This window comes from Prevotella sp. LCP21S3_D2 (genome assembly GCF_052118345.1).
In the GTDB taxonomy this organism is placed as follows: domain Bacteria; phylum Bacteroidota; class Bacteroidia; order Bacteroidales; family Bacteroidaceae; genus Prevotella.
In genome coordinates this window covers 63,453-86,714 of the sequence record NZ_JBQKHJ010000012.1, presented here as the reverse complement: position 1 = coordinate 86,714, position 23,262 = coordinate 63,453, and the positions used below count along the sequence as shown (strand labels likewise).

Here is a 23,262-nt window from a genome sequence, read left to right as displayed (position 1 = left end):
TCTTGTTCGTTTTATATCGGTTATTTCTATAACTTAATACTCATTTTATCAAGACTATTCTTTTTATCAAGAATTAGAGAATTTTCATTCTTGCTTCTCATGAAGATAACAATGAGAATTTCTAGACTGAGAAAAAAATCTCTAATTCTCTAATTCTTGACTTTAAAAAATAATCTCGAATAAATCTTCCTGATAATTCACTTTACTTCTTATAAGCTTCTTGATGGACTCCCGCAACGGCTCTGCCGCTAGGGTCGTTCTGATTCTTGAAAGAGGCATCCCAGGCAAGGGCTTCAGCTGTAGAACATGCCACGCTAGGAACGCTAGGCACGCTCTTGGCAGCACTGTCGCTTGGGAAATGCTCGGCGAATATAGAGCGATAATAGTACTCCTCCTTGTTCTGTGGAGGATTGATAGGGAATCGCTCGGCAGCATGCGCCATCTGCTCATCGCTTACGGCAGAAGCGGTAATCTGCTTCAGGGTGTCAATCCATGAATAGCCCACTCCATCGGAGAACTGCTCCTTCTGTCGCCATGCCACTTCTTCAGGAAGCAGATCGGCGAATGCCTCACGAACCACCTTCTTCTCGATGGTCTTGTTCGGACACATCTTCAATACCGGGTTCATGCCCATCGCTACATCCAGGAACTCCTTGTCGAGGAAAGGCACACGGCCCTCGATGCCCCATGCAGCCAGACTCTTGTTGGCTCTCAGGCAATCGTAGAGATAGAGTTTGCCGAGCTTGCGTACGGTTTCCTCATGGAAAGCCTTGGCATCCGGTGCCTTGTGGAAGTAGAGATAGCCTCCGAACACCTCGTCGGCACCCTCGCCCGAAAGCACCATCTTGATACCCATGCTGCGGATGACTCTCGCCAGCAGATACATCGGGGTAGAGGCACGCACGGTGGTTACATCGTAGGTCTCGATGAAGTAGATGACATCACGGATGGCATCCAATCCTTCTTGGATGGTGTAGTTGATTTCGTGATGCACGGTTCCGATGTGCTCGGCTACCAGTCGTGCCTTTGCCAAATCAGGCGCACCCTTCAAACCTACGGCGAAGGAGTGCAGACGTGGCCAGTAGGCCTTGGTCTCGCCACCGTTCTCTACACGGGTAGAAGAGAATTTCTCGGCTACGGCAGAGATGACTGAAGAATCAAGACCACCACTGAGAAGTACACCGTATGGTACATCGCTCATCAACTGGCGCTTGACAGAAGCTTCGAGTGCATCGTGGATTTCCTTTACCGCAGCTTTCTCCTGAGGTTCAGCACCCTTCAACTGCTCTTCAGCTTTCTTGGCATCATCAATCTGATATTTTTTCTGCATGGCAGCATACTCAAACCACTCGCGGGTATAGTAACGCTTCATGCCAGGATTCTTGCTATAATAATAATGACCTGGGAGGAATGGCTCATAGTGGTCGCACTGACCTTCCAATGCCTTCAACTCACTTGCCACCAGCACCTTTCCATCTTTATCATAACCGATATAAAGAGGAATCACACCGATTGGGTCTCGGGCGATGAGGAACTCATCACGCTCTGCATCGTAAAGAGCGAAGGCAAAGATACCGTTCAGCTCTTCAAGCATCTTGGAGATACGGGCGTGGAGCGCATCCTCACCTTTATATATTAAGGTATCAAAGTCGGAATCTGCTCGCATCTCACGATAGAGAGAAAGAATCACCTCGCAGTCGGAACCGGTCTGATACTGGTATTTGCCAGCAAAACGGGCACGGATATTCTGATGATTATAAATCTCACCGTTTACGGCAAGCACCTGTTTTTTGTCTGGTGCAAACAAAGGTTGGCGACCACTTTCTGGGTCAACAATACTCAGACGCTCATGTGCCAGGATAGCAGAACCACCACAATAGATGCCGCTCCAGTCTGGTCCGCGATGACGGATCTTCTGGCTCATACGAAGCGCTTGCTGTCGCAATTCAGGAGTTTGCTCCTGAATATTGAAGATAGATACGATTCCACACATAATATCTTTTCCTTTCTTTTACGGTTATTTATAACTCTAATTCTTATCAGAAACTCGCTTTCAATATCATTTTGCTAAGTTTCGGGTGCAAAATTACTACTTTTTGACAATATACAAAAGATTTTCGTTACCTTTTGTCTTAAGAAAAGAAACTCAATTACATTTTTACACATAACTACCTATTTAATCTTTTATTTTGAAAGCGTAAATCACGCCAATCATTACAGAATAACACAAAGAGAGAAAAATAAGATAAAAGCATTAATTCAACAGAAATCCCTACGCTCTGAAAGGGCAGGGCGTAGGGACAAACATCATACTGCAATCCATATCAATACGATGAAAGTTTAGTTAAAAAATATATAGGATTGTGCCGTTTTTCCCATTTTTTTCGTATCTTTGCAGTATTATTAGTTTTATTACAAATAACCTAATTTATTCAATTATTCCGTAGATGTTACTATAACAATATGAGAAAGAAACTTATAAACCTATTCATGATGACTTGCGTGATAGCTGGTGGCTTCACACAGGCATCCTTTGCTCAACAGGCAAAATCAAGCAATCTCACACAGTTTGTCAACCCTAGAATCGGAACGGGTGGTCACGGTCACGTATTCCTCGGAGCTAACGTTCCGTTCGGATATGTACAGCTGGGTCCTACCGAACCATCCCGTGGCTGGGACTGGTGTTCCGGTTATCATCACTCAGACTCCGTACTCATCGGTTTCGGTCACCAACACCTCAGCGGTACCGGTATCGGTGACCTGGGCGACGTGGCATTCCTGCCTGTAACCGATGCCAACCAGAAGGAAATCCTCTTCAGTCATGCCAACGAGAATGTGCGCCCGGGCTATTATGCCGTAAAACTGCAGCAGCCTAACGTATGGGTAGAGCTCACTGCCACCCAGCGTGCCGGATTCCAGCGCTACACCTTCGGTGCAGATGCACAGCAGGCACAGCTGGTGCTCGACCTGAAGCAGGGCATCGGATGGGATGCGGCAAAGGAGTACAACGTAGACAAGATTACATCTACCACTATGGCAGGTCATCGCTTCTCCAAGGGTTGGGCAAACGACCAGAAGGCATTCTTCTTCGCTGAATTCTCACAGCCTGTCACCGTGAAGCCATTGGGAACCGGAAGATGGTTGATTACTGCAGCAGATGTTACCAAACCATTGCTGGTCAAGACGGGCATGTCGGCTGTAAGCGCCGAGAACGCCAAACAGAATTTGCAGAAGGAGATTCCAGGCTGGGATTTCCGACAGGTGGTGGCTGACGCTGACGAAGCATGGAACAAGGAATTGGCTAAGGTGAACATCGAGACCAACGACTCCGTATCCCGCCGCATCTTCTACACTGCGATGTATCACAGCATGACCGCTCCATCCGTGTTCTCAGATGTCAACGGACAGTATCGTGGTGCCGACGGCAAGGTGCATGACGGCAACTTTACCAACTACACCACCCTCTCACTCTGGGATACCTATCGTGCGGCTCATCCGCTGATGACGATGATTCACACCGATATGCTGCCAGATATGGCAAGCACCTTCATCAACATCTATCGCCAGCAGGGCCAGTTGCCAGTATGGCATCTGATGGGTAACGAAACCAACTGCATGGTGGGCAACCCAGGCATTCCTGTGCTTGCCGACATGGTATTGAAGGGCTATGTAAAGGATAAGGAAGGCGCTTACGAGGCACTGAAGCAATCGGCTCTGCGCGAAGACCGTGGTCTGGGTCTGCTCAAGAAATACGGTTATCTGCCTTACGACAAGGAAAAGACCAAGGAAACCGTGGCAAAGGGTCTGGAATATGCTCTGGCTGATGCCTGCGTGGCAAAGGTGGCTCGCATGTTAGGCAAGAAGGAAGATGCCAAATATTTCGAGAAGAGATCTAAATCTTACAGCAAATACTTCGACAAGGAAACCGGATTCATGCGCGGCATCGGTTCCGACGGCAAGTTCCGTACTCCATTCGACCCATTCTCTGCCGAACATCGTGACGATGACTACACCGAAGGAAATGCATGGCAATACACCTGGCTGGTGCCACATGATGTTCACGGACTCGTAAAGCTCTTCGGCAACGAGCAGAAGTTTGTAACCAAGCTCGATTCGCTCTTCATCGTCACCGGAAACATGGGCGATAATGCATCTCCTGATATCTCAGGTCTCATCGGTCAGTATGCTCACGGCAATGAGCCTAGCCACCAGGTGCTCTACATGTACAACTATGTGGGCCAGCCTTGGAAGGGAGCCCGCCTGCTGCGCCAGACCATGGACGAGATGTATAAGGACGATTTCGACGGATTGAGCGGCAATGAAGACGTGGGTCAGATGTCGGCATGGTACATTCTTTCTTCCTTAGGTCTCTATCAGGTAGAGCCAGCCGGCGGCAAGTATATCATCGGCAGTCCTATCTTCGACAAGGCATCGCTGAACATAGGCAAGGGCAAGACCTTCAGCATCATCTGCAAGGACAACAGCAAGGAGAACATGTATATCCAGCATGCCAAGCTGAACGGCAAGCCATACACCAAGTCGTACATCATGTATAACGACATCATGAAGGGTGGCACCCTGGAACTCCAGATGGGCAGCCAGCCATCCAAGTGGGGAACACGTCCTGCCGACCGACCATAATATGAACTAACTAACAAAAGATAAGAAAATGAGAAAGACTATTTTAGCAATGGCTCTTCTTGCCTCCATGACAGCGATGGCTCAGGAGAACGCCAAGGTGGATGTCCACGCACGCTATACCAAGGTGGTGACACCGGTGGATGGCAAGTACGAATCTAAGCGTCCGCCAGTAGAGGACCGCCTCTTCACCTCCACCGCCGTGGAGAAGAAGATCAAGGAAGTACAGAAACTGCTGAAGAAGAACCCAAAGTTGGCTTGGATGTTTGCCAACTGCTATCCTAACACCCTGGAGAGCACCGTCCATTACCGTGTGCTAGAAAACGGTGACGATGATACATTTGTATATACAGGCGACATCCCAGCTATGTGGCTCCGCGACTCAGGTGCACAGGTATGGCCATACGTGGCGCTTGCCAACAAGGACGAGAAGTTGAAGAAGATGCTGAAGGGCGTGATTCTGCGCCAGCTGAAATGCATCAACATCGACCGCTATGCCAATGCCTTCAACGATGGTCCTACGGGTGCCGGATGGGTGAAAGACCGCACCAAGATGCAGCCGGATGTATTCGAGCGCAAGTATGAGATAGACTCCTTCTGCTACCCTATTCGCCTGGCTTATGAGTACTGGAAGGTGACAGGCGATGACTCCATCTTTGGCGAAGTATGGATGCAGGCAGTAGAGAACATTCTGAAGACTTTCCATGAGCAGCAGCGCAAGGTAACCGTCAAGGCATATCACTTTACCCGTGTTTCCGACCGTGCCTTCGATACCATCGGCTGGGACGGTTTCGGTGCTCCGGTGAAACCAGTGGGATTGATTGCCTCCATGTTCCGTCCATCGGATGATGCCACGATTCTTCCATTCCTGATTCCTTCCAATTTCATGGCAGTATCATCTATGAACAAGGCTGCCGAAATTCTGAAGCATGTGGCAGAGAAGGATGCGGCAAAGAAGGAAGCGGCTCTGAAGATTGCCAAGGATTGCAGCAGTCTGGCTGATGAGGTTCAGGCAGCCTTGCAGAAGTATGCCATCTACAACCATCCTAAATACGGCAAGATTTATGCCTACGAGGTAGATGGTTTCGGCAATCAGCTTCTGATGGATGATTCCAATGTGCCATCCCTGTTGGGTATGGGCTATATGGGTGATGTGCCGATGAACGACCCTATCTATCAGAACACCCGCCGTTTTGTATGGAGCGAGGACAATCCTTGCTTCTTCCGTGGCAAGGCTGGCGAGGGCATCGGTGGTCCTCACATCGGATACGACATGCCATGGCCTATGTCTATCATGATGAAGTGTTTCACGGCACAGAGCGACGACGAGATTCGTTTCTGCATGAAGATGTTGCTGAACACGGATGCGGGCATGGGCTTCATCCACGAGTCATTCCACAAGGATGATGCATCAAAGTTTACCCGTCCTTGGTTTGCATGGCAGAACACGCTGTTTGGAGAATTAGTGATTAAGCTGATCAACGATGGCAAGGCAGACTTGCTGAACAACTTATAATACACCTTATTATATATAGAGAGAGGAGGATGTGTCATGAGTCCATGGCACATCCTCTTTTTCGTTTCATTAATCGTCCCACAGTTTTCACAGATAACGCAGATTTAGGATTTTTGAATTTGTAAAGAATTACAAGTAAAGGATACCCTCTGAAAAACTGAAGGTTGTGAAGGAAGGGTCACAAAAAAAAACTGAAATCTGAAATTAAAAATCATTTTTATATGCAGCGTAGAGTAAAAAAAATATGTAATTATATGATTATTAGGTAATTGCAATATATTTAGCCAAGTGTTAAAATGCAGTTTTTGACATGAAATTATTATTTTAAAAAAGTGCCTTCAGTCCTTCAGCCAACATTTTTGTCCATTCTTCTTACTTTCTAGCCCTATTTTAACACTCCAAAAAACTTTGCCTTCAGTTCCTTCAGTTTTCATGTCTTATTTTTTTATTTTTCCTCTTTTTCCAAAGAATCAAGATTTTTCAATACGCTATTATTTTATCTCTCAGAGATATAGTTTTATCTCACAGAGATAATATTTTATTACCTCTCAGAGATATTTTCCCAACAGAAGTTTCGCATGTAATTCAAGTACGGACAGAAGAGACAAATGAGGGTGTGTCATGAACTTATGACACACCCTCTTTTGTTATTTATAAAACTAAAAAACTATATATTATGGTTGCAAGGTGAAACCTACTACCAGGTAGGCTTTCTCGGTGCTAGGGTTAGCAGCCACCTGAGCGAAGACTGGAACAGAGAAAGAATCTGTAATCTTCAAATCCTTGGTTGCTTTCACACCTACATGAGTAACAGCGAAACCATTGGCTTCACCATAGAAGGATGTAGCAAACGGAACAGCACCTACACTTGCCTCCCAATCACAGCCACCTAACTTGAATGGAGCTGTAGCCTCAACGTATGAAGAATAGGCACGGTCGCCATCCTTGTTGACTCCATCATTGCCTGCAAAGTTGGTATACCAGTTCAAGGCAAGCGGACCGAAATCATAACCTACATTTGCCTCGAATACATGAGAAGTCTCATGAGCAGAATAAGCAAAATACTTCTCATTAGGAGAATTGAACCAGTAATCAGTTACACCGATATGGAAACCTCCAGTCTCGTATGCCATGGTAAGATCGAACTCTTTGGTATCTTCTGGCTGAGAAATACCAACACTTCCCCATGCTGTAAGAGACAAGCCTTTATATCCAATGCCAAGAGTAGGCTGCAAAGAAATTGCTCCCAAATCCTGACCACGCCAGTAGTACTGGCTCACGATATCAGCACCCATAGATGTTTCCACCTTGTCCTGTGCCATAGCAGCAGGAGCAAATGCCATCAAACCGAGTGCCAACGCACCTATCTTCTTCATATCTAAATGCTTCATATTCTCTCTTTTTATGTGATACATTTTTCTTTTAAAAGTTTCGGCTGCAAAATTAATAATAATAATTTTGCTCACCAAAACTTTTGTCTATTATCTCTCTTACGTCTATATGAAAGTACCATTAGTTGTAGCAGCTCTCACCATGCTCGTAGATATCCAGACCTTCTTCCTCGATTCGCTTATCAACACGGAGGCCAGCAATCTTCTTGATACCCCAGAAGAGGATGATACCTGTAGCAGCTGCCCAAAGGTCGATGCAGAGGATACCGAAGCACTGTGCGCCGAAGAAACCAAAACCGCCACCATAGAAGGCACCACCATCAAGGGCGAAGAGACCTGTCATCACGGTACCGAAGATACCACATACACCATGAACTGAACTTGCACCTACAGGGTCATCAACATGAAGCTTGGTATCGATGAACTCAATAGAGAATACCAGAATGATACCAGCCAAGAGACCGATAATGGAAGAACCCAATGGACTAACCAAGTCGCAACCAGCAGTAATGGCTACCAAACCTGCCAGAATTCCGTTCAATGTCAATGAGAATGAAGGTTTGCCATACTTGATCCAAGAGGTGAACATAGTACCGAGACCACCACAAACTGCAGCCAGGTTGGTTGTCAGGAATACGTGGCTGATAGCAACACGGTTAACCTCACCAGAAGCAGCAAGCTGAGAACCAGGGTTGAATCCGAACCATCCGAACCAGAGGATAAATACACCCAGGGCAGCAGCCATCAGGTTGTGACCAGGGATAGCAGTACTCTTGCCATTGCGATACTTACCCAAACGAGGGCCTAAGCAGATAGCACCCACCAAAGCAAGTACACCACCAACACTATGTACGATAGCAGAACCTGCGAAATCATGGAAGGCAGCACCGAATGTCTCCATCATGAATGAACCAGCATCAGCGTTGCAAAGCCAACCGCCACCCCATGTCCAGTGACCCTCTACTGGGTAGATGATCAATGAGATGAAGAAAGAATAGATGCAATACATGGAGAACTTGGTACGTTCTGCCATAGCACCAGAAACGATGGTAGCACTAGTAGCGCAGAAAACTGTCTCAAACATCAGGAAGCCTTCTGTAGGAAGACCGGCTGCATTCGTATAGAAAGACAAATCGCCGAAGTTAGGCATGCCGATGAATCCGGCGCCATCGCTACCAAACATAAATCCAAAACCAACGAACCAGAAAAGAACGGAACCGACCATGAAATCGACAAAGTTCTTAAACAAGATGTTCGCGGTGTTTTTACTACGGGTAAAGCCCGCCTCGCAGAGGGCAAATCCCGGCTGCATGAAAAAGACCAACATGGCTGCCAAGAGCATCCATACGGTATCTACTGAAATTCCTAAATCCTGTACACTCATAATCTCTTTACTTTAAACTTTAAACTTTGAACTTTTTTTCCGTTGAACTTTGAACTTTGAGTTTTGAACTTTATGATTAGTATCAAGACAAGACCTAAAAGGCATATCATAAAGTTCAATGTTCCATGTTCCAAGTTCAAAGTATCACTTCTCCTGCTCCGCATTATAAAGTGCGATGTCGCCTCTTTCACCTGTACGGATTCTCACGGTATCCTCTACAGGAATTACAAAAATTCGACCATCACCAATCTCGCCGGTACGGGCTGCCTCCTGGATGGCATTTATCGTTTTCTCTACGTTCTTGTCGCGCACGACAATATTCAGCAACACTCGCTCAATACTACTGGTATCATACATGACACCACGATAGATACGAGCCTGTCTCATCTTGCCCTCTCCTCTTACATCGTAGTAAGAGAACCACTCGATGTCGGCGGCAAGCAATGCTTCCTTTACATCCTCAAACTTAGTCTTACGGATGATAGCTTCGATCTTTTTCATATTAATCTCTCCTATTCTTTAAATTACATTTTGTTTGTTTACGAGTGCAAAGGTACGACATTTTGCTTAAACAAACTTCATATTACTTACTTTTTGTTTTATTTATTTTCATTTGCTTACTATTTGATAAAACAAATTAAAAATTAAAACACAAAATGAAAGCAAATCACACATCTTCACTTTCATTTTGCCATCACAAACACAAAACAAAAAAGACCTGTATGGTCAGAAGCCTCAACAGGCACTGAAAACATACAGGTCGAATCATTATTAACGTAAATCTACCTTCACAATACCAGGTGAACGAAGTCCAGGCTTCAATTCACCACCTATATAATATAAGGTATGTCCTCGCAAAGCAACTTGGGCACCCGCTCTAGCCAAAAGAGCGTTTTCAGGGGATGGGATTTCCCATTGTTCTGTCTTCAAGTTATAAATCAAGAGACTATTATTGAACTTATACCATGAAATATCCTTGTTCAGATAATCCGTCTTGGCTACCATCGAATAGGTACCGCTGATAGCATCCCAGAAGATTTCTCTGTTCACACCACCGGCACAGACAATCTGAGCATTTCCTTTGGCTGAAACCTCTAGTATGGCTGTGGCTCCAGTAAGCGTGAGTTCCTTACCCTGCAAGTTGACAGGTGCAGGAAGCGAAGTCCAGCTCTTACTCATCAGCTGATAACGCAATCCGGATGTAGCCACAATACTGGATTTGCCATTCTCATAGAATCCGCCCCAAACAAAGAGTTCGCCTTTGTAGGCTGCACATACCGGCTGAACTCGAGGTTCTCCAATCAACTCTGTTTCCGGGGTCCACTTCTCATCCTTTCCGATTTCCATTGTCAGGACGGAAGCAGATGGTCGCCCGTCCTGATTACCACCCACCACGAAGAGACGAGTATCCAGGAGGCATACTCCCATATTATCCACCGTACAAGGCAGGTCTGGCAAAGACTTCAATATAGGTTTGCCGTTTTCCTGGTCCAGATGGATGCTCAAAACGGTTCGCAAACTATGCTCCGTATTACATCCACCTACCAGAATCAAGCTATCACCAGAGGCAACCACACCACCATAGGCAGCAGGCTCAGGCAGATTGCCTATCATCTCCCACTGCAAAGTTTCCTCATTACCAGTAACCTTTGCAGCATAGATGCTGGAATAATACTTTTTCTTTCCTGGCTCCGGGAAATTACATCCACCAGCCACTACCAGGTAGTCGCCGATGAAACCTGCATAACAAGCAGAAACACCGAGTTCATATCCAGCCTCCCCAGAAGGGAAGCCAGACATTGAACTGATATTTGTAAATTGTGTCTTTAAATTTGATTTCATTGTACTACAACTATTTATTATAATAATGATAGATATTGCTAAAAGCGAATTAATACATTTCATATTCTGATGCTATTAACAGTGATTATTGAGTTGGCTATTTGACCTCTCCTCTGAATGTAGATGCCGGTAATCCTTCATTATTGACCAAATTGGCACGGGTGAAAGGTTGCCATGCATATCTTACATATCTTGGAGCCTTGACCTCCGGAGAACTCAATCTTACCTTGCTGCCTTCTATCTTTACCAGGGCAGGATAGAACAAACCATCCTCCTCAGCAATCTCGAAGCAGGAAGGAGACTTGCCGTCCGATGTGCGGAGGCCATCGCCATAAGTAAAGGACACTACCAGATGATTCCCCTCTTTTACCACATTATTATATATAGGCCCCGAAGGAGTAACTGCATGTCCGTAAGTCTGGTTCAATGCCCAGCGGCCCAGACGTTCGCCAACAGGCTGCTTATGGGTAGGATGCACATCAAGAGAATCACCCTGATCTGAAGAAACAGCCATTCCGGTATTTGGGATAGACTTCATCAATCTGAGCTGACTGTCCCGGAACCAGGTCCATGAAGGACGGTTCAGACTCGACAACTGCACAAAATAGAATGGCATTTCAGGGTTCTTCCAGTTGCTACGCCAACTATCTACCAAGAGACGGAAGAGTTGTTCATGAGCATACATATTATGTGCATTCGATTCACCCTGATACCAGATAACGCCCTTGATAGGATATTGCTGCAAAGGCAAGATACCACTTTCATAAAGATAACATGGCTCATAAGGATGACGGCCCAGACGGGTGGCATCATTGGTCAGATTCCGGGCTGCTCTACCTCTTACCCAATCCTGGATAAAGTCGTTCTGCAACCAGTTGCGCAGGATTGCCGGAAACTGGGTCTCCAGAGTGTTTCTATCTACCCAAGCCTCAGTAGGAGCACCTCCGATGGCATTGCAAATCAATCCCACAGGCACCTTCAGACTGTCGCGCAGCATCTTGCCGTAGTAATAGGCCACGGCAGAGAACTGGGCTACAGTTTCTGGGGTAGCACCCTTCCAGGTGGTATTCCTGTAATACTGCAGATGGTTCAGCGAATCCAGGCAGGATGCCGGCCATGCCACATCGTAAGTTTCCCATCTTCCCTTCATGTCGAAGAGTCGCAGGTCGGGATCATTAGCCTGGGCGATATCACGCTTGCCAGTGGCAGCCTGGTTGAGCCGGAACGCCATGTTCGACTGACCTGAGCACAGCCACACCTCGCCTACAGCCACATGACGGAACTCCTTTTTCTGCTTGTCCGCCTGGATGGTGAGCGTATAATCCGTACCTACCGCCAATGGCTGCAAGGTGACATTCCATTCGCCACGGTTATTGGCAATGGCAGAAACCTTCTGACCGGCAATGCTCACCACTACCTGTTCACCGGTATTAGCTGTTCCATGAATATCAAGCGGTGTGTTGCGCTGCAACACCATATAATCTGTATAGAGATCAGACAGTTTCAAGCCGCCATAGTTTCCGGTGATTCCACCATAAACGGTCTTAGCCAGGATACCTGCACCTTCTGCATTCGGATGAATGGCATCCGGCAACAGGTTAGGATATGGATAGAGAGGCGCATGGAAATCGATGAGTTCTGCCCCACTCACCCGAGCCACCACCTTGATGGCTTCCTGTATTTCATCATGCCATTGTTTGGTGCCCGAAATGAATCGGGGATGACGATGAGCTATCGGCGTCATGCAAGCCAGGATAAATCTTACCTTTGGATTGGCAGAACGCAGAGAGTCCATCAACGAAAGATAATCTTTCACGAACTCGTCACGATAGTTAGGCCAGTTTCTCGGGTCGGTATCGTTGATGCCCAGGTGGATGACGGCGATGTCGCCCTTGAATGCCATTGCCTGCCTGTACTCCTCCTGCTGCATATAAGGACGGTGCCCGTGGTTCAGCAGGGTGGCGCCCGGCTTTCCGAAGTTACCTACCAGGTATTTGTCACCCAGCATCTTCTGCAGTTGTACGGGATAGGAGAAATGCTCTCTATCCTGGATACCCGTACCATAGGTGATGCTGTTGCCTATGCAAGCCACCTTGATTTTCTGTACAGGTTTCTTTCGGGCTGCCGTTACTGAGAGGAAGCCCATTGAGAGCATCGACAGCAAAATGACTGTCAATGTTCTTTTTGGAAAAATTAATTTATCATACAACATAACCTTTCTTTCTTTTTTATTCATCTACAAGTGCTACCGTAAACATCCACTTCACGAGGCGGGTCTCCTTAGAAGAGAACTTGCCCACAGGAAGCTTCAGCATCAGCTTGTTCCAACCCTTCTTCAGGGTGATATCTATCGCCGGACGAGACATGTAGTTCTCATTCTTCAGCGTAATCTCGTTAGAGCGTTCGGTATTCCTATTCTCCCAAACAGGAGGCATAATTTCCTTTCCATTGAGCCAGGCACGACTGCACTTGTAATCCCAGGTACCCTGACGGGGAGCCAAATCGCTTTCCGAACGACTGTAGTTCTGGAATTCCAGCGCCAGCTTCGTCTTTCTTTCCTTTGGAGAATAAATCCATCGGGTGGCATAAGCGGTGTGGTTCTCCTGAGGGTTGGCGTAGAAACCGGGAACCAGCGTGCCCCATACATGGCGCAGATAGATGCCGTTGCCGATGATTTTGCGGGTCTTGTAAGTCTTGCCCTCATACTGATATACGGAATCTTCTTTCTCCTCTGGAGGGAAGACCTTGTTCAAATCGCCTCCGTTAGGGAAGGCATCGGTAATCTGCCATTCACTCTGGGTCTGACGGACGTATGGGAATGGAACCTCCTTCAGCCAGGTATTCTTCTGCCACAACAGGCGGTCTTCGAATTCCTTGAAAGCAGCCAACTGCTCCGGCTCGTCTTCCCACAGCAGGGTGCCCTTGCCATCAAAATAGCAGTTGCCGCCTCCACGCCAGGCACGCTCTGCCAGGGTGAGCATATAAGGATAGAAGTTGTTTTCTGCCAACAACTGAGGTGTATTGTCAATGTATCGGTCGTTCCAAAAGGCTACGATACTGCCAGCCAGATCGTCGCTTCCCTCAGGCTGGTTGTAGATGCGGCTGTTGAACATCGCCACCAGGTCGGCGTAGGTATCGAAATGGTTGGCATAGTGGTAGCGGCAGTCGATGGCAGGGATGCCCTTCTGTGCCTTTCCACGATAGCTCCAGAGCTGCGTCATGTCGATTTCGCCCGGCTTGTAGTTCCAGCCAGGGTTATAGGAAATAACCTTCTTGCCCTTGTCGCGGATGTATTTCACCATCATCGGAACGAAATCCGGATTGGTGAACTGAACCTCGTCGGTTCCTATATGGAGATAAGGTACATCAAACGTAGCGCATACCTCATCGATGATGTCTTTCAGAATCTGAGTGCCCTTCTCGCTCTGCATATCAGTCTTGAAGGTACGCTCAAAGGCAGCACTGTGTCCCGGCATATCGATTTCCGGAATCAGGAGCACCTGGTGCTGCTTGCAGAATTCCACGAGTTGTCGGGCCTCTTCTAATGTATAATACTTTCCTTTCTCACGCTCCATATTCTCTGGAGCATTGAGCTGCGGATATTTCTTGCATTCCAGGCGCCAAGCCTGATTTTCAGTAAGATGCCAATGGAAAACGTTGATTTTGTATCTACTCAACAGACTGATTTCGCGCTTCAGTTCCTCTACTGGGATAAAGCTTCTGCCCACATCGTGCATGAAGCCACGGATACGGAAGGCAGGCCAGTCGGTGATTTCACACTGTGGCAAATATATCTTTTTATTCTTAGTGGTTTTCAGCTGTTCCAGCGTCTGTCGTCCCCAATACATACCCTTTGGGGTGGTAGCCTCCAGAAGGATGCCTTTCTTGGTAATCAATAGATGGTAAGCCTCTTCCTGGAATTTAGCTCCTTCAATCTGGCTCACATATTTTTCCTCCACTGTCAACTCGCCGCTGGATTTCTTGCCGTTGAACTGATACTTCTGAGGCAGAGGCAACAATGAAGAAGGATGATTGGCAGAGATGCCAGCCATGCACCAAAATATAGATAGCACAAAAAGCAAGAGTCGATTCATATTTTATTTAGGTTGATTTTGTTGATGATATATGATGATTTACAAAGTTGATTCAAGAGAGAAAAAATTGTAAAGAAGAGAGGGAACGAATCCCTCTCTTCTCACTTTTATAATCAAACAAGATGATGTGTCTTATCGACACTTCCATATACCCTTATTGTTCGTAACCAGGAGTCTGGTGCAACTGGCTGTTCAAGCCAAGAGTATTCTCGTCAATAGGCCACAACAATTTGCTTGCCTGAGCAGAAGTATATTTGGTAACATACTCTGTACCCATCAGACGGAGGTCGTACCAACGCTTACCCTCGAAGAGGAACTCGCGGCATCTTTCCTTCAATACAGCCTCAATGACATTGGCATCGCTGCCTACGAAAGAGTTGTTGGCATAGAATGAAGCGTCTGTATCATTAGGATAAGCCACTTCAGCCTGGTGAGCATTGAAGTACTCCTCGCCGTAAGCACGCTTTCTTACCTCGTTGATCTCAGCAGCAGGATCCTCGCCCAGCAAAGCCTTAGCCTCAGCCAAGCCCAAGAGACAGTCAGCATAGCGATAGATTGGGTAATCATCGAGCCACTGGCGCTGGTTGTAACCCTCTGGCAAGGTACCCTGGAACTTATACTGGATGTTGCCAACATACTTGAGCGACCCATCCTCGTTCTTGGCATAGATATCCTTCAAGCTACCAGCCTTACGGGTATCACCGTCACGATAAAGCTCCTTCCACATATCCTTGTTGAGAGATATACGCATTACACCGTCCATATTACCCATGGCAGACTCAGCCAGAGAAGTACCATCAGCCTCATAGTAGTTCTTGAAGAACATAGAACCCATCACCAAAGTCAAGCGGAAGGTATCATTCCACATCGTCTTCTCATCCTTGCCGTAATAAACAGCGTAGATAATCTCCTTGTTCTTCTTGTTGTTAAAGGCAAATACCTTGGTAAAGTCGTTCTGCAAAGCTACGTCAGCCTTCTTCACGTCCTCATAAGCAGCCTTGGCAATCAGATAATCAGCGTTACCGCCGCCCATATGCTTACCGCTCCAGAGATAAGCCTCACCCTTGAGCATCTTGGTAGCAGCCAGAGACCAGTAGTTTCTGCCGCTGGCAAACTTGTAATTGTCGCCATAAGCCTTCTCAGAAGCCTCGATGTCCTTCTTGATCTGAGCCATTACCTCTGCTGCAGGAGAAGCAGCCTTACCCATGTTGCCGATACTGATGTCGCTACCCTTGGTATAGTCGGTCACTACGATGACATCGCCATAGGTTCTCAACAGCTGGAAGTATATGTATGCACGCATACCGTATGCAGAACCCAGATAGTTACTCTTGGCTGCCTCCTTGATAATATCGGTATTCTCAGCCTTGGCAATCATCAGGTTGAGCTGGTTGATAAGTCCGTAGCAGCCGCCATAGTTGCTGATGGCTGGACTTGCCTGGCTCAAGAGGTTGTTCCACATGAACTCATATCCACTACTTGCCTCACCAGAGAAAGGACTGCCACCATAGAGATTGGTACGCATCTCACCCCACTCGAAAAGAGTGAAGGTACGGTCGCGGAACATCGCCTGGAGACCGGTATTGGCAGAACTGAACTGGCCTTCTTCCTTCCAGTAGCCAGCATCAGTAATCTCACTTTGTGGTTCTACATCAAGACAGCTAGTCATTGAGAAGACCATGCAGCCTGCTGCAAAATATTTCAAAAACTTTTTCATTTTAGTCAAATTTTAGAATGTTACTGATAAACCGAAGAGTAATGTGCGTGGTGTTGGGTAACGACCGTTGTCAATACCTGCGCCATAGCCATTATATGCTGCTGGCTCTGGAGAAGCTCCGTCATAACCAGTGATGTAGAACAGGTTCTGACCTGTTACATAGAGGGAAGCATTCTGCATGCCTACTCTGCTGATCCATGTCTTTGGCAAGTTCCAGTTGAGAGTAATCTCGCGCAGTGCCAGGTAGTCGCCCTTCTCGTAGAAACGGGAGCTGTTACCGTTGACTGCGGTGTAACCATTGTTCTCACGGGTGATATTCATCTTGTTCAACTGGTCAGCGTATGTAAATACTGGAAGGTCTGCATCGCGGTTGGTCTCAGACCATGTATCCTTTACCTTGTCGATGAGGTTGAACGAACCCTGATACTGTCCCAAAGAACGAGCCTTGAGGTCGTTGTAGATGGTGTGTCCCAATGAGTAGTCGAAACGTGCATAGAGAGATACGTTCTTGTAACCGAATGTTGTGGTGAAACCACCAGTCACATTAGGGAAGATATTACCTACTACCACGCGGTCGAGCTGACTGATATGGCCATCACCATTCACGTCTTCCCAGCATACGTCTCCTGGCTCGATTGGCTTCCAGCCATTAGACTCCTTATAAGTCTTACCGGTTGCAGGGTTGATCTGGTCTGCCAAACCTGGACCATAAAGATGTGCGATGTCGTCAACACGCTCGTTGGCATTTGCCTTTACATCGTCCCAATCTCTGAAGATATGCTGCTGCTGGTAACCTACCAGGTCGCCCAACTTGCCACCTTCACGGTATCCACCAATCCACTTGGTTGGGGTCTTGCCGTTGGCATCTACCTTGCCTGCTGCTACCTCGTAACCACCAATCTGGTTGTTTGGCTTATCGCTGCTTGGCAACTGGAGAACCTTGTTGGCTACAGAAGTGAGGTTAGCTGTAACATCCCACTTGAAGTCCTTGCTGTTGATGATGTTGGCACGTACCTCCATCTCAAAACCAGAGTTGCGGAGCTTACCCAGGTTGGTCTTCATGCTAGAGAAACCGGTGTAACCTGGCAAACTGATATCAGTAAGCAAGTTGTCGGTTGTACGGTTATAGTAGTCGAGGATAAAGCCCAGACGGTTGTTGAAGAAACCGATATCGAGACCTGCCTCGAACGACTTACTCTGCTCCCACTTCAACGCAGTGTTGGTAAGGGTTGAGTTATAGTAACCAGTCTGACCGCCATAGTTGCCATACTTCTTGTAAAGACCATAGATATCGAAGTTACCTATACCGTTTACGTTACCATTGATACCGTAACTTACACGTGGCTTCAAGTTGCTGATGACGCTGGAAATCTTAGAGTTCTTCCAGAAATCCTCCTCCATGATGTTCCAACCTGCAGATACACCTGGGAAGAAACCCCAACGGTTGTCCTTCAACTTAGAGATACCGTCGTAACGATAGGTGAAAGAGAAGAGATACTTCTGCTTGAAGTCATAGTTCACACGACCGAAGAGAGACTCGATGCGATAGCCTGTCTTGCTGCTGCTTGTAGCAGTGCGGTCGGCACCTACATTCAATGTATGGATGCTATCGAATGGAGAGTTCCTGGTTTTGGCATTGAAATTGAAGTACTGGTAGTCGAAGTACTCACCACCCACCATCACATCTACATTGTGATTCTCGAAGAAGGTATCGTGATAGTTCAAGGTACCGCTCAACTGAATCTGAGTGAAGCGTGTAATGTTGGCAGAAGCCTCGCGGGTTGTATTAGGAGAACCCTGGTTCTGCTGCTGGTAAGACTTGTTGAAGCTCTCGTACTGGTAATCGTAGTGATACAGAGAAGAGTTTGCTGTGAATACCAATTTCTTAGGGATGATGTTCAAATCGAAGCCCAAGTTGTAGGTCTGCTTACGTGTACCATCAGTACTGGTCAAGCGAGAACGGTAGTACTCTGGGTTACCATCACCTGTACCCCAACCAGAAGCAGGAGTGCCATCCTCCAGATATGGATTCCAGGTAGGACGCTGTGAACGGGAACGATAGAAGAACTCGTATGTACCGATCCACAGAGAAGGCTGCTTAGCCCAGCTATAGGTAGTACCAGCCTTTACATTCAGGAAAGGAAGTACCCAGTAAGAACCGTTGATAGCACCATTGAAACGCTTGTAACCTGTACCCTTGACAGCACCATCCTCGTTGTAGTAACCGAGACTTGCAGAGAAGGTACCCTTATCGTTACCGCCAGAAAGGCTCAGGTAGTGATCCTGTGTAAGCGCTACATCGTGGAAGGTTGCATCTTCCATCTGACCGCTGTAATCCTTATAGAGAATCTGCTTGCCCTCGTAGTATGGGTCGTCCATTAACTGCCAGCCCTCGCTCTGGAGATGCTTGGTATCATCATTGAGATAACGGATATCGAACAACTTGTTACCTATACCATAACCCATCTGGTTATCTACAGAAGCGGCACTTGGAGCATTATTGGTATAACGCTTGTAACCCAAGCGGTTGTAGTAGATGTAATCATGTGCATTGAGGAAATCGTAACCCTGACGGGAGAAGTTCATACCGAGCTTAGCCTTGTAGTTAACTGTGGTCTTACCAGCCTGACCGTTCTTGGTCTGAACCAGAATAACACCACCGTTAGCACGAGCACCGTAGATAGCGGTAGAAGCGGCATCCTTCAACACCTGGATTGACTCGATGTCTGAAGGGTTGATATCGCTCAAGCTCTCGCGGATGATACCATCCACAACAATCAAGGCGCCATTGTGTCCACCCGTGATAGAAGCACCACCACGGAGAGTGATGTTAGGGCTTGCACCTGGCTGACCAGACTCGCTGATTACGCGGAGACCTGTCACTGTACCCTGCAATGCATTACCCACGTTGCTGACAGCAGCCTTCTCCAATACCTTATTATCCATCTTTGAGATAGCAGTGGTCAATGTGGCACGCTTCTGCTGACCACCGTAACCTGTAACCACTACCTCGGCAAGCACCTGCTTGTTTTCGCTCATTGTTACGTTGAGAGGCTGACCCTCGAACTTGATCTCCTGAGTATCGAATCCGATATAAGAGATGACGATGATGTCGCCCTTCTTCACGTTGCTCAAAGAGAACTTACCGTCCAAGTCGGTAACAACACCATTGGATGTACCCTTCACGAGTACTGAAGCACCGATTACGGTCTCTCCAAAGTCATCAACTACCACACCTGTACAGGTAGAGGTCTGCTGCGTGGCACTCATTGCCAAGCTGTTAGTACCTGCGAATGCTGGCGAAGCGCCCATACATCCCAAAGATACGGCCATGACTAATTGCTTCAAATCTGAGTTCATGTTTATAAGTTGATAATTAGTTAATATTATTATTTGTATCTATTGTTCGTTATTTGGCCAACGTTCAATTTCATAAATCGAATGTCGTAATAGTCATCAGGTTGGGTTTTAGGATCTTTTCTGAAAGCATTCTCCTCCAGGAGGAAGAAGATGCTGCCATCCTTGCCCTGAACCATGGTAGAATAGGCTGAAGTGGTATTGCTCAGCTGATAGCAGCCTTCCCAGTTCTTGGCAATCGCCTCTGGGGTAGCGTAATCAGCAGGAGTCTCCAATGCCTTGTAGTAGATACCTACGTTGTTACGGCCTGGACCTACCGGAACACTCTGAAGCAACAACTTTACCTTCTTGCCATTCTTCTTGGCATCCACTATGAGAACCTCGCCATTGCAAGAGTTCTTATGGGCAGCAACACCCATATTCTTGGCATCAGAAGCTATTACCTTGCCCCAAGAGCCTGTGGCAGTCTTCTTATCCTCATAAGTATAGATGTTGATGTGGCGTCCGCCCATCGCACGACTGCTGAGCAATACATTGCCGTTTGGCAATTCCTCGATCTTAGCCTCATCTCCGTGAGGAGCAGCCTCAGCTACATTCTTGCCCAAAACACTCCAAGTCTGACCGAAGTCATCGCTATAGAGAATGCGGTTACCGCTGCGGGTACACAACACGGTATAGACACGATAATACTTGCCTACCTTGATCTGCTTACTCTGACAGATTCTACCACTGGTAAAGAAGGCTGATTCCACTTCTGGGATGAGGTCGTAAATCTGCTTGGTCACTTCCTCGCCATACCATGTCTTACCCTCGTCGTCGCTATAGTATCTACCCATCATCAGGAGATTGCCACGCTTTGACTCCCAATAGCCGATGCCGCCCGATGCACACATCAGGAGGATTCTGCCGCTCTTCTTATCTACTACGACAGCCGCATCGCCATGGGCGCAGTCGAAACTGGTAGCAATACCGCTTCCGCCCTTTGCCACCATCTGCTCTGGAGAGCTCCAGGTAGCGCCCTTGTCCATACTGGTCTTCATCACGATGTCGAGATGACGGCCGCCTCCAATATCCTTATTATGATAACGATGATCGGTAAACGCAATCAACTTACCCGACTTACACTCCACGATGGCAGGAATACGATACTGTGCATCCTTGTTAGAGAAGACGGTGATGCCACCCTGAGCGTTCACAGCCTGTGTCTCAACAGCCATAGCAGGGGTTGCAGCAGCAACCTGTGCAGGCATCATCAGGGAAATACCCATGGTAGCAAGACACAATGCCTTGCTTATATTTGCTGAAAAAATCATATTTTTACTATTTAGATTTTCTATTACTTATATTTAATACAAATCAGATACTGTTTCTGCCAGAGAGAACTGATAGAGGAATTCAACATATTCACGAACAACGGCTTCTGCAAACATCTTGCCCTTTTCGGCTGTAGCCAAAGCTGGATTTCCGATACCGGTATCCGTTGATACCATCGACCAGTTGCGAGGAATCCAGACCTTTCCGCTATTCAATGCAGGAATTCTGAATCCCCTGGCTGCACCTTCGCCAGCTTCTTTCAAGTTCACCAACTCAGGATGATAATGCATCATCACAGAAGTCTCCACTTCATCAGCATGATCACCTGGCTGTTCGAAGAAATCTTTTGGATTGCTCATCTTGAACCACTCACTGGAAGCAATGATGAAATCAGGAAAATCCACAGCCAGATCACGAATCATATTCTTGAAGGTGTTTCCTCCATGACCATTCACGATGAGGAGTTTCTTGATTCCCTGATGCTGCAACGCTTCTACGATATCCTGCAGAATTGCCTTCTGAGTCTCATATCGGTAATGGATACAGAAAGCCACATCACGCTGTCCGGGATTCTGGGCACCCATAGCCACAGGAGGAAGCACCATGCAATTCACGCCTTTGTCGGCAGCAAGCTGTACGGCAGCATCCACTGCGATGCTATGTGATAAGATACAATCAGTAAGATATGGCAGATGCAGGTTATGAGGCTCTGTTGCTCCCCATGGCAGGATCGCCATCTGATACTGATTGTTTCTTACGGTGCCCAGATTCGATATACACAAATCTAAGTTCTTGTTCATATTTTTATTCTTTGTTCAAAATCTCCTGGCACAGAGAGTATGCCTTGATCATCATTCTCGGAATGTGGAACGGTCCCTTGAAGAGATTACCCTTGGCAGGCTGTGCCACGGTTCCGTCTCTGTGCAGATAACCATACCACTCGCCGAACTCGGCATCTGGGAAGTGGGCGTAGGTCCACTCGCTGATGCGCTGATGCTTGTATATATACTCATCATCACCTGTTGCCAGATAAGCATAGAGAGAAGCGATGATGGTTTCGGTCTGTGGCCACCAGAACTTCATATCCTGTGAATAATCCTGCGAAGGAAGATTCCTGCAGTCTCTGAAGTTGATGATGCCGCCATACTGCTTGTCCCATCCCCAGTCCCAAGACCAGTCGAAGATCTGCAGCGCCATATCGGTTATCTCCTTGTCCCAGCCTCTCTGCTTTGCCTCTTCCATGATGAACCATGAAGTCTCGATGCAATGACCCGGGTTGATGGTGCGACCCATACAGGTATCCACAAATTCACCGTTCATGCCCACCGTCTCCAGAAGACACTTGAACTCCGGGTGGATAAAGTACTTCTTCAATTTGGCGATTGACTCATCAATCTGCTCGGTGAGCTTAGGGTCGTTGATAACCTTGCGGATGCATGAACCCACGTTGATGAGAATCATGATGATGCTGTGGCTCTGCAACTGCACTGATTCCTCGAACTTTGGAGCCAGGATGCCTGGTGTGGTGAGGAAGCGCTGGGTGTCCTTGAAAATCTGCAGGGCACGCTCGGCATACTTCTGGTCGCCTGTAGCCAGGGCATACTCTGACATCGCAATGGCTGCGAAGGTTTCAGAGAATACGTAGCGGCGCATACGCAATGGCTTGCCCTCGGCTGTAACAGAGAAGTACATTCTTCCATTCTCGTCGAAACAATGCTTCTCGATGAAGTCGAGGGTGCTCTTCGCAGCCTCCAGCCACATCGGGTTCTTTTCTACATTATTATATGCATAGGAGCATATAAAGGCGAATCGACCCTGGAACCATACCGACTTGGTGGAGTCTATCAGACTTCCGTCTCTATCCACACAAGTATAGACACCACCGTTCACCTTATCCCATCCATGCTCCATCCAGAAAGGCATGATATTCTGAGTTAAGTCGTTCTTGTAGGATTCAGCCCACTGCTTGATATATTCTTTAATATTCATTCTTATTGATTTAGTGGAGA

Annotated in this window: 14 protein-coding genes; 2 read left to right on the top strand and 12 right to left on the bottom strand. The window is 47.1% G+C overall.

The genetic code is table 11. The features are described 5' to 3' along the window. Positions 1-202: 202 nt before the first annotated feature. Positions 203-1,993 (bottom strand): asparagine synthase B, encoded by a 1,791-nt coding sequence (gene asnB / locus ACTQ16_RS09535; RefSeq protein WP_294969489.1) that lies wholly within the window; start codon positions 1,991-1,993, stop codon positions 203-205. Between the two features lie 470 nt (positions 1,994-2,463). Between asnB and ACTQ16_RS09530 the strand changes: the two genes are divergently transcribed. Next, positions 2,464-4,641, top strand: coding sequence for a GH92 family glycosyl hydrolase (locus ACTQ16_RS09530; RefSeq protein WP_294969486.1), 2,178 nt, complete (start codon positions 2,464-2,466; stop codon positions 4,639-4,641). Positions 4,642-4,669: 28 nt separating this feature from the next. Continuing rightward, positions 4,670-6,154: a glycoside hydrolase family 125 protein gene (locus ACTQ16_RS09525; RefSeq protein WP_441937183.1), complete on the top strand. Its 1,485-nt coding sequence runs from the start codon at positions 4,670-4,672 to the stop codon at positions 6,152-6,154. A 674-nt stretch (positions 6,155-6,828) separates the two neighbouring features. Here the strand turns inward: ACTQ16_RS09525 and ACTQ16_RS09520 are convergent. The 11 genes from ACTQ16_RS09520 to ACTQ16_RS09470 all read right to left on the bottom strand — a co-directional run bounded on the left by ACTQ16_RS09520 (position 6,829) and on the right by ACTQ16_RS09470 (position 23,242). Next, positions 6,829-7,545: a hypothetical protein gene (locus tag ACTQ16_RS09520; RefSeq protein ID WP_294969481.1), complete on the bottom strand. Its 717-nt coding sequence runs from the start codon at positions 7,543-7,545 to the stop codon at positions 6,829-6,831. Between the two features lie 121 nt (positions 7,546-7,666). Continuing rightward, positions 7,667-8,929 carry an ammonium transporter gene (locus ACTQ16_RS09515; protein ID WP_441937182.1) on the bottom strand — a complete coding sequence of 421 codons (1,263 nt, stop codon included), beginning with the start codon at positions 8,927-8,929 and terminating at the stop codon, positions 7,667-7,669. 144 nt (positions 8,930-9,073) lie between these two features. After that, on the bottom strand, positions 9,074-9,430 hold the full coding sequence (locus ACTQ16_RS09510) for a P-II family nitrogen regulator (protein WP_022120874.1): 357 nt from the start codon (positions 9,428-9,430) through the stop codon (positions 9,074-9,076). A gap of 270 nt (positions 9,431-9,700) precedes the next feature. Beyond that, positions 9,701-10,771 carry a cyclically-permuted mutarotase family protein gene (locus ACTQ16_RS09505; RefSeq protein WP_441937180.1) on the bottom strand — a complete coding sequence of 357 codons (1,071 nt, stop codon included), beginning with the start codon at positions 10,769-10,771 and terminating at the stop codon, positions 9,701-9,703. Positions 10,772-10,868: 97 nt separating this feature from the next. Then, a complete protein-coding gene (locus ACTQ16_RS09500) occupies positions 10,869-12,947 on the bottom strand; it encodes a GDSL-type esterase/lipase family protein (protein ID WP_441937178.1) in 2,079 nt (692 codons plus the stop codon). 52 nt (positions 12,948-12,999) lie between these two features. After that, a complete protein-coding gene (locus tag ACTQ16_RS09495; RefSeq protein WP_441937176.1) occupies positions 13,000-14,865 on the bottom strand; it encodes a family 20 glycosylhydrolase in 1,866 nt (621 codons plus the stop codon). 154 nt (positions 14,866-15,019) lie between these two features. After that, positions 15,020-16,582: a SusD family outer membrane lipoprotein NanU gene (gene nanU / locus ACTQ16_RS09490; RefSeq protein WP_441937174.1), complete on the bottom strand. Its 1,563-nt coding sequence runs from the start codon at positions 16,580-16,582 to the stop codon at positions 15,020-15,022. Between the two features lie 12 nt (positions 16,583-16,594). Beyond that, positions 16,595-19,894: a SusC/RagA family TonB-linked outer membrane protein gene (locus ACTQ16_RS09485; protein WP_441937200.1), complete on the bottom strand. Its 3,300-nt coding sequence runs from the start codon at positions 19,892-19,894 to the stop codon at positions 16,595-16,597. Between the two features lie 77 nt (positions 19,895-19,971). Continuing rightward, positions 19,972-21,252 (bottom strand): sialidase family protein, encoded by a 1,281-nt coding sequence (locus ACTQ16_RS09480; RefSeq protein ID WP_441937173.1) that lies wholly within the window; start codon positions 21,250-21,252, stop codon positions 19,972-19,974. A gap of 33 nt (positions 21,253-21,285) precedes the next feature. After that, positions 21,286-22,053 carry a creatininase family protein gene (locus ACTQ16_RS09475; RefSeq protein ID WP_294969463.1) on the bottom strand — a complete coding sequence of 256 codons (768 nt, stop codon included), beginning with the start codon at positions 22,051-22,053 and terminating at the stop codon, positions 21,286-21,288. A gap of 4 nt (positions 22,054-22,057) precedes the next feature. Further along, complete coding sequence (locus ACTQ16_RS09470) at positions 22,058-23,242, bottom strand: AGE family epimerase/isomerase (protein ID WP_294969460.1); 1,185 nt, start codon at positions 23,240-23,242, stop codon at positions 22,058-22,060. Positions 23,243-23,262: the final 20 nt, after the last annotated feature.